General features: G+C 41.0%; 16 protein-coding genes. 6 read left to right on the forward strand and 10 right to left on the reverse strand.

The window, feature by feature from the left end; translation table 11 throughout:
* Positions 1-18: 18 nt before the first annotated feature.
* The 3 genes from PSH54_RS17930 to PSH54_RS17940 form a co-directional block, all read right to left on the reverse strand.
* On the reverse strand, positions 19-1,170 hold the full coding sequence (locus tag PSH54_RS17930) for a 5-(carboxyamino)imidazole ribonucleotide synthase (protein ID WP_273606754.1): 1,152 nt from the start codon (positions 1,168-1,170) through the stop codon (positions 19-21).
* Between the two features lie 2 nt (positions 1,171-1,172).
* Positions 1,173-1,655: a 5-(carboxyamino)imidazole ribonucleotide mutase gene (purE, locus tag PSH54_RS17935; RefSeq protein WP_024033606.1), complete on the reverse strand. Its 483-nt coding sequence runs from the start codon at positions 1,653-1,655 to the stop codon at positions 1,173-1,175.
* Positions 1,656-1,805: 150 nt separating this feature from the next.
* Complete coding sequence (locus tag PSH54_RS17940; protein ID WP_083901794.1) at positions 1,806-3,395, reverse strand: ABC-F family ATPase; 1,590 nt, start codon at positions 3,393-3,395, stop codon at positions 1,806-1,808.
* Positions 3,396-4,032: 637 nt separating this feature from the next.
* Here PSH54_RS17940 and PSH54_RS17945 point away from each other — a divergent pair.
* Positions 4,033-5,244 carry a porin gene (locus tag PSH54_RS17945; RefSeq protein WP_248452144.1) on the forward strand — a complete coding sequence of 404 codons (1,212 nt, stop codon included), beginning with the start codon at positions 4,033-4,035 and terminating at the stop codon, positions 5,242-5,244.
* Positions 5,245-5,447: 203 nt separating this feature from the next.
* Positions 5,448-6,584 carry an MFS transporter gene (locus PSH54_RS17950; RefSeq protein WP_273606755.1) on the forward strand — a complete coding sequence of 379 codons (1,137 nt, stop codon included), beginning with the start codon at positions 5,448-5,450 and terminating at the stop codon, positions 6,582-6,584.
* Between the two features lie 295 nt (positions 6,585-6,879).
* On the opposite strand, the gene PSH54_RS17955 is transcribed toward PSH54_RS17950, so the two are convergent.
* Together PSH54_RS17955 and PSH54_RS17960 are read right to left on the reverse strand one after the other, a co-directional pair.
* Positions 6,880-7,494 (reverse strand): MarC family protein, encoded by a 615-nt coding sequence (locus PSH54_RS17955; RefSeq protein WP_004586612.1) that lies wholly within the window; start codon positions 7,492-7,494, stop codon positions 6,880-6,882.
* A 172-nt stretch (positions 7,495-7,666) separates the two neighbouring features.
* A complete protein-coding gene (locus PSH54_RS17960; protein WP_273606756.1) occupies positions 7,667-8,149 on the reverse strand; it encodes a GNAT family N-acetyltransferase in 483 nt (160 codons plus the stop codon).
* A gap of 99 nt (positions 8,150-8,248) precedes the next feature.
* Here PSH54_RS17960 and PSH54_RS17965 point away from each other — a divergent pair, with 99 nt between their 5' ends.
* A complete protein-coding gene (locus PSH54_RS17965) occupies positions 8,249-8,452 on the forward strand; it encodes a hypothetical protein (RefSeq protein ID WP_248530862.1) in 204 nt (67 codons plus the stop codon).
* A gap of 63 nt (positions 8,453-8,515) precedes the next feature.
* Here PSH54_RS17965 and PSH54_RS17970 read toward each other — a convergent pair whose 3' ends face one another.
* Positions 8,516-8,710, reverse strand: coding sequence for a CPXCG motif-containing cysteine-rich protein (locus PSH54_RS17970; RefSeq protein ID WP_004586615.1), 195 nt, complete (start codon positions 8,708-8,710; stop codon positions 8,516-8,518).
* 236 nt (positions 8,711-8,946) lie between these two features.
* Between PSH54_RS17970 and msrA the strand changes: the two genes are divergently transcribed.
* The 3 genes from msrA (at position 8,947) to PSH54_RS17985 (ending at position 11,577) form a co-directional block, all read left to right on the forward strand.
* A complete protein-coding gene (gene msrA / locus PSH54_RS17975; protein ID WP_054982523.1) occupies positions 8,947-9,546 on the forward strand; it encodes a peptide-methionine (S)-S-oxide reductase MsrA in 600 nt (199 codons plus the stop codon).
* Between the two features lie 229 nt (positions 9,547-9,775).
* On the forward strand, positions 9,776-10,690 hold the full coding sequence (locus tag PSH54_RS17980; protein WP_273606757.1) for a 2OG-Fe(II) oxygenase family protein: 915 nt from the start codon (positions 9,776-9,778) through the stop codon (positions 10,688-10,690).
* A gap of 137 nt (positions 10,691-10,827) precedes the next feature.
* The gene (locus PSH54_RS17985; RefSeq protein WP_024033597.1) at positions 10,828-11,577 is read left to right on the forward strand and encodes a substrate-binding periplasmic protein; all 750 of its coding nucleotides are present in this window, start codon (positions 10,828-10,830) and stop codon (positions 11,575-11,577) included.
* A gap of 53 nt (positions 11,578-11,630) precedes the next feature.
* On the opposite strand, the gene PSH54_RS17990 is transcribed toward PSH54_RS17985, so the two are convergent.
* The 4 genes from PSH54_RS17990 to PSH54_RS18005 form a co-directional block, all read right to left on the reverse strand.
* Positions 11,631-13,742 (reverse strand): TonB-dependent siderophore receptor, encoded by a 2,112-nt coding sequence (locus PSH54_RS17990; RefSeq protein WP_273606758.1) that lies wholly within the window; start codon positions 13,740-13,742, stop codon positions 11,631-11,633.
* Between the two features lie 90 nt (positions 13,743-13,832).
* Positions 13,833-15,095: a DUF3526 domain-containing protein gene (locus tag PSH54_RS17995; RefSeq protein WP_273606759.1), complete on the reverse strand. Its 1,263-nt coding sequence runs from the start codon at positions 15,093-15,095 to the stop codon at positions 13,833-13,835.
* Positions 15,092-16,540 carry an ABC transporter permease gene (locus PSH54_RS18000; RefSeq protein WP_273606760.1) on the reverse strand — a complete coding sequence of 483 codons (1,449 nt, stop codon included), beginning with the start codon at positions 16,538-16,540 and terminating at the stop codon, positions 15,092-15,094. The genes PSH54_RS17995 and PSH54_RS18000 overlap by 4 nt, the downstream gene beginning before the upstream one ends.
* A partial coding sequence (locus PSH54_RS18005) for an ATP-binding cassette domain-containing protein (RefSeq protein ID WP_273606761.1) occupies positions 16,540-17,088 on the reverse strand: 549 nt, incomplete at its 5' end. The genes PSH54_RS18000 and PSH54_RS18005, both read right to left, overlap by 1 nt.

A 17,088-nucleotide genomic window follows, 5' to 3' on the forward strand; every position in this document is an offset into this window, starting at 1 on the left:
ATTAGTTAATTGCAGCCTTTACTCACTAAGCATAAGTGCAGTAGCAGCTTTTAAAATGCCGGGGTACTCTTGCTCAGGTAAGTAATCGGTAAGTTGCCCAAGCTTATCGGCAAGTTTATTAATGTTATCTGCAGATACATTAATATGCCCCATTTTACGCCCAGGTTTAGCCGTTTTTCCGTACCAGTGGCTGGTTACATCACTGACTGTTAAAACCTCGGTAGGAATACATCCTTGGCCCAGCACATTAACCATAGCGGTAATATGCTTAAGCTCTGTATTACCTAGCGGTAAACCCGCTACAGCTCGCATGTGGTTTTCGAACTGCGAACAATGGCAGCCTTGCTGTGTCCAGTGCCCTGAGTTATGAACTCGCGGCGCAATTTCGTTAACCAGTAAAGTGCCGTTTACATCAAAAAACTCAATGGCAAGTACGCCAACATAATTAAGCTCGTTGGCAATTTTTGTAAATGCACTATGGGCCTGCTGCTCAACCAGCGTGTTATTTTTACCCGCAATCGACAAAGTAAGCACGCCGTTGGTGTGCTCGTTTTCAGTAATTGGGTAAATGGCCACATTACCGTGCTTATCGCGTGCACCAATAATAGAGACTTCACGGTCAAACGGGATCATTTTTTCAGCAATAATGCTGTGTGGCGCATCCTGTGTGCCAGAGGCAATAAAATCAGCCATTTCTGACCAAATTTGCTCTATTTGGTCATCTGATTTTAAACGCCACTGCCCTTTACCATCGTACCCTGCTTGGCACGTTTTAATAACCAGCGGTTTACCTAGGGTTTTAACCGCTAATTCTAAATGCGCTTTTTCTGTGATTAGTTGATACGGCGCACACGCTACGTTTGTTTTATCTAGTAGCGCTTTTTCTAATGCGCGGTCGCCACCGGTTTTAATGGCAGCTTTACCTGGGTAAAATTTATTACTGTTGCAGCACAGTGTAAGTACATCATCGGGAATATGCTCAAACTCTGCGGTAATCGCATCAGCGTCACTAATTGCCTGCTCAAGTGTGGTTGTGTAAATTTCACCGGTTAGCGGATGCATAATTTTTTGGCTGCCTACGTCGTACGCAACCACATTTAAATTAAGGGGGGCGCCTGCTAGGCTCATCATTCGCGCAAGTTGGCCGGCACCTAAAATTAAAATTTTCATTTTTACTCTGCAGGATTAGGGTTAGCTAAAATAGTCTCGGTTTGCTCTTTACGAAATGCTTCAATTTTTGCAAAAATTTCTGGGTTTTGGCACCCTAAAATTTGTGCAGCAAGTAAACCTGCGTTAGCAGCGCCTGGCTCACCAATTGCTAGTGTACCCACGGCTACGCCTTTTGGCATTTGGCAAATAGATAACAATGAATCTACACCGTTTAAAGCTTTAGATTTAACCGGTACACCAAGCACAGGAAGCGATGTAAATGCCGCTGCCATACCCGGTAAATGCGCAGCACCACCGGCGCCAGCAATAATCACTTTTATGCCACGATCTGCGGCTGAATTTGCATAATCTGCAAGAAGTTGAGGAGTGCGGTGCGCAGAGACCACTTTTGTTTCGTACTCAATACCAAATTTTTCGAGCATGAGCGCTGCGTGTTCCATGGTTGGCCAATCTGATTTAGAACCCATAATAATGCCAACAGTCATAAATACTCCTCAGTAATGTATTTTAAAAATAGCGGACTTATGTCCGGTTTTAGGCGGGTATTATACCCAAACCAAGTTTAATTGCGACTCACAAAAACAAAAAAAGCCATGTTTAAACATGGCTTTTAAAGGGTTGCAGTTACAAAGTGCTTATACTTCTTTGCTTGCTAGGTATTCGCTGTAGTTGCCTCTAAAGTCGATCACCTGGCCGTCTTTTATCTCCCAAATACGGGTAGCAACCGATGATACAAACTGGCGATCGTGCGATACAAACAATAATGTGCCTTCGTAGGCTTCTAGTGCAAGGTTTAACGCCTCGATAGACTCCATATCCATGTGGTTTGTTGGCTCATCCATTAACAGTATATTTGGTTTATGCATCATAATTTTACCAAATAACATACGGCCTTGTTCACCACCCGAAATAACCTTTACAGACTTTTTAATATCGTTTTGCGAAAACAACATGCGTCCTAAAAAGCCACGAACCACTTGCTCGTCGTCGCCTTCTTGTTGCCATTGCTCCATCCACTCAAACAAGTTCATGTCTTTTTCAAACTCGTCAGCATGATCTTGCGCGTAGTAACCAATATTGGCATTTTCAGACCACTTAAACTCGCCCGACTTAGGTGCTAAACGCCCAGCAAGCGTATTAAGTAAGGTTGTTTTACCTACACCGTTTTCACCGATAATAGCAATGCGCTCGCCTACTTCTACTAAGCCTTCTAAATTTGAAAATAGCGTATTGTCTTCAAAACCTTGGCTTAGGTTGGTCATTTCTAATGCATTACGAAATAGCTGTTTTTCTTGCTCAAAGCGAATAAACGGCGATTGGCGAGAAGAGGCTTTTACTTCTTCTAGCTGAATTTTATCAATACGTTTTGCACGTGACGTTGCTTGTTTAGCCTTTGACGCGTTTGCAGAAAAGCGCGATACAAACTGTTGTAGTTCAGCAATTTGACTTTTCTTTTTCGCGTTTTCACTTAATAGGCGCTCACGTGCTTGTGTTGCTGCAAACATGTACTCATCGTAGTTACCTGGGTAAATACGAAGCTCGCCGTAATCAATATCGGCCATGTGCGTACATACTGAGTTTAAAAAGTGACGGTCATGCGAGATGATGATCATGGTGCAGTCGCGTTGATTAAGCACATCTTCTAACCATTTAATGGTGTAAATGTCCAAGTTATTGGTTGGCTCATCTAGTAGCATAATATCAGGGTCAGAAAACAGTACTTGCGCAAGTAACACACGTAGTTTAAAACCGGGTGCTATTTCAGACATTGGGCCGTAATGCTGCTCTGTCGAAATACCTACCCCTAATAAAAGCTCACCCGCTTTAGACTCAGCTGAATAGCCGTCCATTTCGGCAAACTCAGTTTCTAAATCGGCTACTTTCATGCCGTCTTCTTCACTCATCTCTGGTAATGAGTAAATGCGATCGCGCTCTTGTTTAATATCCCATAATTCTTTATGGCCCATGATTACAGTATCAATTACAGAGTATTCTTCGTAAGCAAACTGGTCTTGGTTTAGTTTAGCCACACGTTCATTTGGATCTGTACTTACGTTACCTGCAGAGGGCTCTAGTTCGCCACTTAGGATTTTCATAAATGTAGATTTACCACAGCCGTTTGCACCAATTAAACCGTAACGGTTTCCTTCGCCAAACTTTGCAGATATGTTTTCAAATAACGGTTTAGCACCAAATTGCATGGTGATGTTAGCTGTACTAATAATAGCGCTACCCTCCAAGGGGACATGATGTATTTAAATTGCGCGCAGTTTAAACTAAATACAGCTTTTTTTCTATGAAAGTTTAAGGTTGAAAGCGTATGAACTATGCCCTATTCCACTCATTAAAGGCGTAAATTAATGCCTAACAAATAGTGCCTAAAAACGCGATTAAGCCAGTGAATGCTTATTCAACTAAAAAAATGCGCTTAGCTAAAAATAATAGCGCGATTTGTGCGCCATATCAGGGTTTAAATTTTCATTAATAAACCCGTTTAACTTAATAAGTCGATTGTTTATCGCAAAGCATTTTAAAAAACAGATAACTGGGTATATATTTATGATATAAAATGCTTTTTAGAGTTTTTGCACTAGCGTTTTATTTTTATCCAACATGAAAAAAACTCATTTTAAAACCCACTTACTTTCGCTACTTTCAGCACTAATTACGTAGTTTTTAATCAAAAAAAACATATCCCTTAACAGATAAAAAACACCATTAACCTCCAGTGAATATTTATTCATTTTTGGGGTTAATTTCATTGATTATTTTTCACTTTTGAGCCCATTAGGGCTTTGCTAGTCTTCATGCCTTCTAAATTTAATGTCACTTTTTAAAGTTAATACACACAAGGCATCACAAATGATTAAAAACTTTGTAACCCTACTATTAGGAACAAGCATAGTAGTCGCGCCAGCTGCTTCAGCAGTAGAGCTCTATAAGGATGAAAAGAACACTATTAAAGTAGGTGGTTACCTTGATGTGCGCGTTATTAATACGCAAAACCAAACCGAAGTGGTAAATGGTACATCACGTATAAACTTTGGCTTTACTCGCCAACTTAAAAAAGACTGGTCGGCACTGGCGCTTGTTGAATGGGGTGTAAACCCTGTTGGTAGTAGCGATATTATTTACAACAACCGCTTTGAATCTATTCAAGATGAGTTTTTATATAACCGTTTAGGTTATGCTGGCCTTTCGCACGAAAAGTACGGGCAAATTACCATTGGTAAACAATGGGGTGCGTGGTACGACGTAGTTTATGGCACCAATAACAGCTTTGTATGGGATGGTAATGCTGCGGGGGTTTACACATACAATAAAGACGACGGTGCAGTAAATGGTACTGGCCGTGGTGATAAACTAATTCAATACCGTAATAGCTACAACGACTTTAGCTTTGCAGTTCAAGCGCAACTTAAAAACAGCGAATTTTATACCTGTGATGTTGATGATATTTCTGAAGAAGCGTGTGAAGCCCTGTGGAATGATGGCGACAGCGCAGCTCAAGAAGTAGAGTTTAACTACACCTTTGGTGGTTCTGTAACTTATAACGCAACCGACATGCTAACGTTAACAGCAGGCGTAAACCGTGGTGAATTTGATGTAACGTATGGCGATGGCACAACACAAACTGTTGAAGACTTAATTTTTGGTGCGGGTGTAATGTGGGGCAGCATTGAAAAACCAGGTTTATACGTTGCCGCTAACATAAATAAAAGCGAAAACCACGATACCGATAACCTAGGGCGCTTAATTAAAGACTCTATTGGTGTAGAAACATTTATGTCGTACCGTTTTGATAACGATGTGCGCCCTTTTGTGGCTTATAACATTTTAGATGCCGGTGACGATTACGTTATTCAACCTAACTTTAATACCGATCCTAATGATGTATTCAAACGTCAATTTGCTGTGATTGGTGTTCATTACTTAATTGACGAAAACACCATTGCCTACGCTGAAGCCCGTAAAGATTTTAGCGACTTTGAAAGTGATGACAAAGACCAGCAATCACAAATGGAAGCGTCAGAAGACGACGGGATTGCATTTGGTTTTAGATACAAGTTTTAACTTCCCACCATAACAACACACAAAGCCCAGCTATATGCTGGGCTTTTTTATTTTAAACGTTAAATGATGAAAAAATTTAAATGTTTGAATGCGTTAACAATCGCTATTATTTGTTATAACACTTTATAAAAGCTGTGTGCGCTGCGTATTAATAATGCCTGTAAACATGCTTACAAATTCACCCGAAAATTAATGGAGAGAAAATGAGTTCACTCAAAACCGCCGGTAATTTTACTCTACTATGCATTGCCAGCTTAACCATAATGGTTGGCACCCTATTAGCGCCGGGTTTAGTTACCATTGCTGATGGCCTAGGCATACAAAGCAACAGCGTATTATTAATTACTTTACCTTCTTTAGGTGCGGTGGTGTTTGCCCCACTAGCCGGAAGATTAATAGACAAGTACGGCGCATATCCTTTACTTATAATAGGTTTATTTTTATACGGATTAGTGGGTGCATGTGCTTACTTTTTACATGGCCCAACCTTAGTATTTATTAATCGTTTTGCATTAGGTGGTATTACAGCAATAGTGATGGCAAGTTGCACCGTATTAATTTCAACGTGGTACAGCGGCGAAGCCCGACTGAATATGATTGCCAAACAAGGTATGGCGATAGAGCTAGGTGGCGTTATATTTTTATTTTTAGGCGGTGTTTTAGCGTCAATGTATTGGGGATTACCCCTTGCTTTATATTTAATTGCTTGGCTATTTTTAGCTATGTTGCTCATGTTTGTACCCCGTAAGCAGCAATTAAACGCCCATAACACAGAGCAAACTCAACAAATAAAAAAGAGCCATTCAAACGCATTAACGCTTAAAGGGGTTTATATAGTATCAACCCTAGCTATGACAATATTTTTTACATCTACCGTGCTTTTACCTATTACCTTGCACGCACTAAATTTTAATGAATCAGAAATAGGCCAACTATTGGCTTTTATATCGTTAATTGCGGTATTTACAGCGGGATTTATGCCTAAAGCAACTAAACGCCTTAGTGAGAAAAACGTATTAGCAATCGCATTTTTTGCCTTTGGTTTATCATACCTTTGCTTTATACAATCGAGTACATTGATATTAGTATTAGGCGCGCTATTAATTGGTATTGGCTTTGGTTTTAGCATTCCGCTTTTAAACCACATGACCGTAGAGCTAAGCCCAGAAAATGTACGCGGACGTAACTTATCGTATTTCACAATGGCTGTGTTCTCCGGTCAGTTTTTTACCTCGTTTATGGAATACATACCTGGGGGTGAACATAACGTATTTATAATATGCAGTATTTTAAGCGCCGTTGTAGCTATTGCCCTTCTTGTTAAACCTAAAGCGCACTAAGTAGCAATCAATAACCGGTAAAATTATTAAATTAAGTAGCCAATTATCCCCTATTTATTGGCTACTTTTATTCTTCTTCACTCCTTAGCTAAGTTAAGCACTTAACGATAATTTAGTATGATGTGTTCTTTTATTGTAAAGCCACCAGCAATGGTTGTTGCTTTAGTTAATTGCGTTGTAAAGTCAGTTTTTTAGCCTTAGCAAACAAGTATTAATTAAAGCGATTATAAGCAAAAAGGCATGCACTGTATATAAATACAGTGCATGCCTTTTTTATAACAAACCTTAAGGTTGATCAGGGCCCTAGCGTTACCCACTGCTTAACTTCAAGTGCAGTCATTATCAGCTCTACAGAAAAAGCGGCCAGTATCATCCCCATCACACGCGTTAAAATAGACGCCCCGCCAATACCAATAAGCTTTATAATTTTGCCCGACAGCAACAACAAAATTAAGGTTACACCCAACACTGCCAGTGTAATTAACGCTGTGCCTATTTGGGTTGTAATTGGGTGAATGTGATTATCGGTAAGTAATATAACGGCTAAAATAGCCCCTGGTGTGGCAGTAGCAGGTATAGCAAGCGGAAACACTGCAATATCGTGCCCTGGGTCTTGTTTTGCTTTATTTGAATCATTACCAAATATCATTTGTAGGCCAAACAAAAATAAAATTATCCCGCCCCCTAACTGAAACGATACCAGCCGTATACCCATCGCATTTAAAATAAGCTGCCCTATTAAAATAGAGCCAAGTAACACAGCACCTGCATATAGCACTGTTTTAAAGGCAGTTTTACGACGTTGTTGATCAGTTAAATGAGAAGTGAGCGCAGCAAAAAGCGCCATAGTCCCTATTGGGTCAATAGTGGCCCAAATAACGAGGGCATCTTGAGATAGTTTTTCTAGCATATAAAATCCTTGTTAAGCGAACACGTTTTAAAAACTCGGGTAACAAATTCATTTGCTTACGCTTAACTATAAGCCAAATTGGCTATTTTTTATATTGCATTTGTTCCTCTTATGATGAAATTTACTAACGTGTATAATGTAAATGCAGCACTAATACATTACTAATGCAGTCCTAAACGTGTTTATACCAAATAGAATGCTCACCCAAACTAAAGCCTAATTTAACTAATAAGTTATGCGAACGCGCATTATGTGCACTTACCTGCGCCGCTAAGTAACTAAGCGGTATAGCCTCTTTAAGTGTTTTAACAAAGCCAGTTATTACCTCAAACATAATGCCCTTATCCCAATACATAGGATCAAGCTCAAACCCAATAAACGCCCTACTTTTACAAAGCGATAAATTATAAAGCCCGCAGGTGCCCATAAGTTTGCCATTTATATTATGTTCAATAGCCACTCTTATCACTTCGCCTTCGTAATAGGCGGTAATATCGTCTTGTATTAATTGCTTAATTTGGCATTTACTTAAGGGGGTTTGATAGTCGTTAAATTCGCTCACTTGCGGGTGATTCAAAATAGAAAATAACTGCGGGGCATGCTTATGGGTAATTAAACGCAATGTAACGCGTTCAAGCTGAGTTGTTTTAAACATTTTATACAGGAGTTAAAATAGCGCTTTATGGTTAAGCATTATTAACTTACCATAGCGTATTCACAAGTATTATCTTTATAGCCAATATTGAGAGCAATAATGAGCGACGATTTTAAAGTAATTCAACCTACCACAACCGTATACTGCCCTAAACGTGGTGAGGGCTGGACCCTAACAGGCATTACTAATATAAACGAGTTTACCTCGGTAATGTTTGACGGCATACGTTATACACTCCCCGCACGCGAAATAGTAGAAGAGCTGTTACCAAACCAACTAGCCCGAGAGCAAAATAATAGCTAGCACCCGTGTATAAACGGAAGTGGCTGCCACTGTGCAGCCACCTATATAAAGAGTAACGAAGGATTAAAATGTATCGTCTTCACTGTATACATTTACTTTTAACTCGTCTTCATCTTCAAAAACAACAAACGAAATAGGCTTACAGCATACTTGGCAGTCTTCTATGTATTGCTCGCCAATATCTGCCGCGTCTAATAATACTTCTATGCTTTCGCCGCAATACGGGCAACTTATCGATTTTTCGGTTAACTGGTTCATTTAACACCTGCTACTTTTATCTCAATGCTTTCACTTTAATAAACACACTCTAATAATACAACATTGTGCTACAGAGGTTGCCCAATGTAAGTATGGCCGTAATTAAAAACCATTACGTATATTACTTTTTCCGCTATTCACGTTAGCCTACTAAAAACAATGAAATAGGTTTTACAGTTAAAGGGTCTAACTATTAAGAATATGTATTTAAACTCATACTAGAGGTAGATTATTATATGAAAAAATCACTTACGCTTGCATTAACATCTGCCGCAATTTTGTTTAGCACCTTTTCACATGCAGCCAAAACCGAAAAAGCAGTTTTAGCCGGTGGATGTTTTTGGTGTATGGAAAGCGACTTTGAAAAGCTCAAAGGCGTAAAAGATGTTATATCGGGTTTTACCGGCGGTAAAATTAAAAACCCGACCTACAATGGTAACCATCAAGGTCATTACGAAGCAGTACAAATTACTTACGACCCTGATGTAGTAAGCTACAAAGGCATACTTGATCATTTTTGGGTAAATATTGATCCCTTTGATGCCAAAGGCCAATTTTGCGATAAAGGCCCAAGTTATTTAAGCGCCATATTTGTAGCTAACGAGCAAGAGCGCAAAATAGCAGAGCAAACTAAACAAGCCGTAATAGCAGAATTCCCAAATCAAACAGTGGTCACGCCAATCCTTAATGCCAGCACTTTTTACCCAATTAAAGGTAAAGAAAGCTACCACCAGGATTATTATAAAAATAACCCCATACGCTACAATACCTACCGCTGGCGCTGCGGACGCGATAACCGCCTAGAAGAAATTTGGGGCGATAGAGTCACACATTAAAAATCTATAGTTAAACGCTTGATGGGTTTACACAAACCCATCCCCATTACAGCTAACAGCTAACAGCTAACAGCTAACAGCTAACAGCTAATTCTATTCATTCCGCCCCTAATTATAAACATTATTTTGATACTGTTTCCTAAAACACCTTATTTATCTAACTTTATAAATATAATAAATTGCACTCCTAGATTGATAAAACCTAATTCAACAACTGGAGTTACACATTATGTCTGCCACCCAATTACAACTTGCTCGTGCTCTAGCGTTACCTTCAAGACAGGCCATGTTAAATCGTGAGCACTCTGTACAGCATTTTTGGTACAACAACGACCAACTACTTACACAAGCCTGGAAAGAGTGGGAAGAAACCGAAGTAGATACAACCACCTATACCCTTGACGATTCATTACTAGATAAAAACTTACGTGAAGCCGTTAATGCTGCATGGCAAGATCCATCAAAAGAGCATTTAGTAAAATCACTACTAGAAGAAGTAGCGACTGATGTGTATCAGTTTCAATTTTTTGATCCTGAGCGCCTAGCAGTTTTACGTGGTTACCTAGAAAAAGTATGGAATGCTAACATTCCTATGCGTCCACCGTACGGTATTGTATTAAATCGCCGCGGCGCCATGCTCGACAAACGCTCAGAGGGCTATTTAGCTGCTCCTAGTTTTCAGGCATTTTATAACCAAGTATTAAATACATACATGCGCCCTATTTCACGTTTATTGTTTCCTGAGATCATAGGTTACGATACGCAAACGTTTGGTTTTTCTATTTATTACGACCCAAGTACAGATGCGTCTATTCGTCCGCATACCGATGCATCATCAGTAACATTAAATATTAATTTAAACTTACCTGGGGAAGAATTTAGCGGATCAGAACTTGATTTTTACGACCAAGTAAACGCAAAAGTTGTACAACTTAGCTTTAAACCAGGCTCCGCCATGATCCACAAAGGCAATGTACCACACGCGGCAAAACCTATAACCAGTGGCGACAGAACAAACCTAGTGTTATGGCTTTTTGGCGATAATGGCCGTATACCAGCGCCGGGGTCAAAACGTACAGATATTGATGCAAAAGAGCGTTGGACTACGCCAAAAACAACGCCAGACGGCTACGCACCTTTTTAAACGGTGCCAAGTTTAACCTTTTGTGCCTAATACTTGCCCATTAAAGGTATTTAATCATACTTTAATGGGCTATTTACTTGTTACATAACCACTTAGTTACTATCTTTTTAGTATGCTAAGTTAATTTAAACAGCCTAATGAAGTTAAACTTTTTTATAATAACTACACTGCTTGTATCCTCTTTTGCCTGTGCATCGCCTACTAAACAAAAATTAGTTGTAGGTTTTGGCGAAACCCTACCACCTTTTGTAATGTCACATACCAACAGCGGGCTAACCCTCGATATTATTAAAGCCGCATTAACGCCTTTAGGGTATGAAATAGAGCCACGCTATTATCCTTATACTCGCCGCGCTAAAGAGTATATAGATGGAAAGCTCGACATACTAGCCGACATAAACTTAAGCACAGAAAACGGTAATCTCCTAAGCGGTTATATTTCAAATGAAGCCTATGAATACGAAAACGTTGCGATAGCCCTAAGGAGCAAGCATTTTAACTTTACTAAAATTTCAGATTTAACACATTACAGCTTAATCTCGTGGCCCAGCGCCGGCATACATTTAGGTGAAGAGTATGCAAAAATGGCAAAAGCCAATACGCAATATTACGAAGTGCACGACCAATCTCTTCAAGTTAAAATGCTTTTTTCAAATAAGGCTAATGTCATTCAAATGGATAAACAAAGTTTTGATTACTATCGCTCAACCCTTAAAGGTATTGATAGCACACAACCTGTAGATCACTTTGCGCTGTTTGGTAAAAGCCCTAGTGGCTATTTATTTAAATCAAAAAAATTACGTGATGACTTTAATATACAGCTGCAAAAGTTAAAAAATTCAGGCGAGTACTCTAAAATATTAAAAAAATACAAACACGCCAAATAAAAAAGGTCGCTTTAGCTAAGCGACCTTTTTACGTTTACAGCGCAAAATACCAATTAAAACTTATAAGAGGCAGAAAATTTAACGTTACGTGGTTTACCAGGTTGTACCCATGCATCGGCAAACGAGTTTGTGTAATACGTTTCATCAAACAGGTTATTTACCTCAGCCGTAACACCAATCGCGTCTGTTACATCGTAATTTACAAATACACGCGCGGTTGTATAACTGGGTAGTTTAAAGTCGGTACCAAAATAGCCATTGCGTTCGTCTACAAATAATAGCCCGCCACCAAATTTAATTGCATTGCCATATAACTCGCCCGATTTAACAAGCTGCAAGCTAAGTTGATGCTCTGGTACATTTAAAAGTGACTCGCCGGCCTCTACTGTGTAGCCAAAGTTAGCATCAAAAAATGAGTTTTCTATTTGGGCATCTACATACGCATACGACGCCCAAATTTCTAAACTATCGCTAAGCTCACCCGTTAGGTCTATTTCTATTCCCTTACTTTGCGCTTCACCAATGGCTGCGTAGGTAAACGCTGTTGGGTCATCTACTACTAGCATGCTGTCTTGATCTACTTTAAATACGGCAACGGTACCAAATAACGCGCCATCGTTAAGTGTAAATTTTACACCTAGCTCAGCAGAGGTAGATTGGTTTGGCTCAAAACCATCGCCATTGGTATCAGTGCCCGAAAGCGGGCGAAAGTTTTCGCCATAGGCTGCATAAACAGATACATAATCACCGGCTTCATACACCACACCAAACTGCGGGCTCACGCGCGACTGCGTTTGTTTAGTATTAGTGCCTGCTAAACGGTTATTTAAGCGCTGCTCGTAATCATCAAAACGGGCACCAATACGAATATCTAACTTATCGGTAACGCTTATTTGGTCTTGAATAAATACCCCTAGTGACTCTTGAATCTCTACGCGGTCGGTATTAGATGTAGGCGTTGGTAATTCATACGCGCCGTATACAGGGTTAAATACATTAATGTATTGATCGCCCCGTACACGCAAAATAAATTGATCGTTTTCAAATTTATCAGCGTCAACACCCATAATTAAACGGTGCTCAAAACCGCCCAGCTCAATACTTCCGCTTAGCTCTGCACGCAATACATGGTATTGAGCATCAAAATCGCGGTAGCGCCTAAAGCGGTTTACTTCGCCATTAACTACGCCGCCAAAACCGGTTTCGGTTGCAAAGCCTTCCATAGAGGTATCACGGTAGTTTGCACCAAATAAAATGCTCCAGTTATCATCAAAGTCATGAATGTACTCTAACTGATGCCCTAGTACATCGGCTTCAATTGGGCCATCGCCCGGCTCACCTAAAAAGCGACTTTGTGGTATAAGCCCAAGTTCGCCATCTATGGCTAATACGCCTCTATCAAACGGCACTTCTTGGTCGCTGTATTCAAGCTCGTAAACAAGTTGGCTGCTGTCGTTAATATTCCACACTATTGACGGGCTAATAAAACCGTGTTTAGTGGTTTCTATGGTGTCTCTAAAGCTCTCGGCGTCTTCGTAAAAGCCAACCAGTCTAATTGCAACGTCATCGTTAAGCGCCGTGGTGTAATCAACATCGGCGCGGTAAGTATCAAAACTCCCTACCGAGAGCTTAATTTCACCTTGCGTATCAAACGTTGGGCGTTTAGTAACTAGGTTGACTGTACCACCTGGCTCACCACGGCCAAATAAAGCCGCACGCGGGCCTTTTAAAACCTCAACCGACTCAATACCCGACAAATCACGCGAGCCACCAAAACCGCGCCCAGCATTAAAACCATTTACTAAGTAGTTACTCGGTAGGTTTTCATCGCCTACAAAGCCACGTAACGAAAAACTATTCCAAAGCCCACCAAAGTTGTTTTGGCGTGCAACAGAGGCCGATAAATCAAGCGCTTGGTTAAGGCTTACTGCACCTGCATTTTCAAGGGCTTCTAAATCAATTTTAAGCTCTGATTGTGGAGTTTCTAGTTGGCTAAAGTTACCTTGGTAAGCTTGACGCGTAGCAACCACAGACAGCCTTTCAATGTTTGTGTTAGCACTGTGTGTTTGCTGGTTTTGCTCAGCAGCCAAAGCCTGACTGCTAAATAAGCTTACTAGGTACGCACTTAAATAGGTGAGCTTAAGCCCTGTTGTGTTGGTTTTCATTGTTAACCTTGTTAGTAATATAAGTATTTTATAATTATGGTGTTGTTACTAGGTGCGCTAAACAACGGTGTTTAGCGCACCTAGTAAGGATTACTTTGCTATAGCCTCAAAGCGTGGCATGTTATTGAGAACTGATTTAGGCGGGTTACCCTTATAAAATAACCAAGGGTAATAAAACTCACGTAATTGCTGATGATAATCACGAATTTGCTGCTCGTATGTATACGCTGCTACTGAGTCCGTTTGGGCGGCTCGCGTTAAGCTGCGCTGCAATAATAGCGGTGGCGAAAACCACGACACAACGCCTGCTAAGTCATATTTTTTAGCGGCTGCGTCTCGGTATGCTTTAGAGAGCGGCGCTGCTTTTAAATCGCCCATTTGCTGAAATGCGTAATACCATTTCCACTCAAACTCACTGCTCATAGCAATGTATGGCGCAAGTGCTGGGTACTCTTTAATAAAAGGCTGCATAGTGGCAGATTTTGGTAAATCCCAGGCATCATTTACCGCCTCACGCTGAGTAAGCATAATGTCGCCACCCTTAGGCGAATGCACCGACTTGTTTATAGCAAGGTCGCCTAAAATAGGAATAATAAAAGCAAATAATACCCATAAACCAATTAGGCCAGAGGCTACGCGCGGCGCACTAGTCGCGTTTTTGCCCCACCACACACTCAGCGCAGTCCAAAATGCAAGGTATGCAATACAAAGTAGCGATACATACGCAATTTCAAACGCGCTTGCCCCAGCTATAAATGCACCTATAAAAAATGGCAGCATTAAACACACTATTACTGCTAAAAACCTTACCGTTATACGTGCGCCCCACAAAGCAAAGTACGATTTAGCCGTAGTAACAAGTAAGTCGTGCCTGCCGCTGGTGCGCTCATTTGCAAATAAGTCATGAAATAGCAAAATAATAACCAGTGGTGCTAAGGCGCTAATTACAAATACAAAATCAATTTTACCGGCTTGTGCCAATTCGCCATTTTGTGCATCGCTTTCGTAAATTTGCCCCTCTATGGCCAATAAATTAATACGGTGTTTCCACGGGAATATATCGCGTTCCCCTAATGCTGCAAAAGCAAGGTTAGATGGCTGAGAATACGTTAAATGAAAACTGTAATAAGCCAACATGCCCGGATCGTCTTGCTTTTGCTGCACTTTAGCGCGATCGCTTTGATCTGCAGCTTTTAAACGCTCTATTGTTTGCTGCTGCGCGCTTACTTCGCTATGCCCGCTATATATTGCAAAGCCCGATAAAACAAAGCTACATAACAGCAATACCACAAGGTACTTTTGACGCAGTAAAAAGCCCCATTCTCGTGTAAGTTGTGTAATTAAATAACTCATATCAAACGTTTTCCTACCAATTTAATACCGCCTACAAGTACTACAATCCACAGTATTAACTGTAAAAAAGCAGGTACACTTCTTTGCGCGCGAACATCAGCGCTATCTACATCAAAGGTAAAGTTTTGCAGTATTTGCCAGTTCTCTGATCCTACGCGCGCTTTTTTAGTGGCCTCGGTATTGGCGTTGCGGTTCATATCAACTTGGTAATCAAGCTTTTCAATGTGTACTTTGTTAAGCCCTTGCACAAAATCAAAGCGCAGCTGTTCGGTTTCGCGTAAAAAGCGATGATGGGTTTCTATGCTTGTGCCCACTACAATCATCGACAGCGAGCGAATAGCCACCATAGGCGATACCCAACCAAAGTAACGCGATACCTGCGTTTGTTTAAGCTCACTTTGCATGCGCTGCTCGGCAAACTGGTTTAATACCTTAGTTTGTTTAGCCTCTGATTCACTGGCCACTAACCCTCTAAAGTTTACTGGTAGCTCATCAATGCTGTTTACGTTGTATTTTTTTAGCAGAGATTGTTTAAATTGATTAAAGGCAGGGTCGTTGGTGTTATGGCCATCACCTAGTTTTCTAAGCTCAGCTCTTACTGCAAAGTCGGTTTCTATTTTACCGGCCGATGGCACAGCCGTAGAGGCACTGGTACTTGCTACTCGCGGCATAACAATGCACAGTAAAATCCACACAAACGCAAGCGCTGTAAAGCTGCCACTATTTATACTAAACACGCTCGATGCTAATAAAACAACTAACACCCACACGCTTAAATACAATGCATAGCCCACAATAAAACTAACAACTGCTAAAAGGCTCTCACCCGCGCTAAGCGTAAATAACGCCGACACCGCTAATGGCGCAATAATTAACCCAACAACACACAAAAGCGCCAGCCCTTTACCCGCAATAAGCGTGCTGCCCTTGGTGCCTTGCGCCAATAAATACGACAACGTTTGCGATTCGCGCTCACGGCTAATAGAGCTGTAACCAATTAAAATAAGCAGTAACGGCGCTAATGTTTGCACAATAAAAGCAGGCGTTAAGCTGCCAAGTTTTGTTAAAGCTGTGCCTTGGCGCTGCTCGGCAAACATTGCACTATTTTGCCTATGCCCTTCTAAAAATATTGAGTTACCTGTGTAGGCATCAATCCCCGGATCTAGGGTGCTCAGAGGGGTTGGTGTTCTAAAAGCGTAATGCCCGTAATGCACCATTCTGTGTGGGTGGCGATCGGGCTGCTCAGCAAAGCTTTGCTCTGCATTGCTTTGTAATTCATTACGAGTGTGGCTAAGTTCGTGCATTGTAATGGCAGTAACCACCACCGATGAAAGCGTAAGTAATAAACCTATGGCTAAAACGGTCATCGCCAGTTTTGAGCGAAGCCAATAGCGCCACTCATCTTTGGCAACTATCACCACCTTTGAAAAATTATTTTTGCTCATTACGCGCCTCTTTGTGCAAACGCGGCATGAACTTGCTCGGTATCAATTCGGCCGTTTTGAGGCGCGTCAAATTCGCCCACCAGCTCGCCCGCTCTTAATAAACCAATTCGGTTTGCAACTTGGCATGCGCCGTATACATCGTGCGTTACCATTAAAATAGTAGCGCCGGTTAATGCAAGCTCACGCACTAACTGGTTAAACTCATCAATAGCAACAGGGTCAAGGCCCGATGTTGGCTCATCGAGTAAAAATATCGGGGCTTGGCGTAAAATAGCCAGTGCAATCGCGGTTTTTTGCCTCATGCCTTTAGAGTACGTTTGCATAGGACGCTCCCATGCAGCTTGCTGTAGCGCTACACGGTTAAACGCAGCATTAATTTGCTCATCGGTTTTTTTAATATCAGCAAGCGATAAAAAATACGCCACGTTTTCGCGGGCAGTTAAATGCGGATATAACGTGGCCGACTCAGGTAAGTACGCCGTTTTACCGCGTACAAAATCAAGTGCCTGTGTTACCTCTTTGCCCGCTACTTTTACAGAGCCTTGCGT

Source organism: Pseudoalteromonas sp. Angola-30, from assembly GCF_028599215.1.
GTDB classification, from domain to species: Bacteria; Pseudomonadota; Gammaproteobacteria; order Enterobacterales; family Alteromonadaceae; genus Pseudoalteromonas; species Pseudoalteromonas atlantica.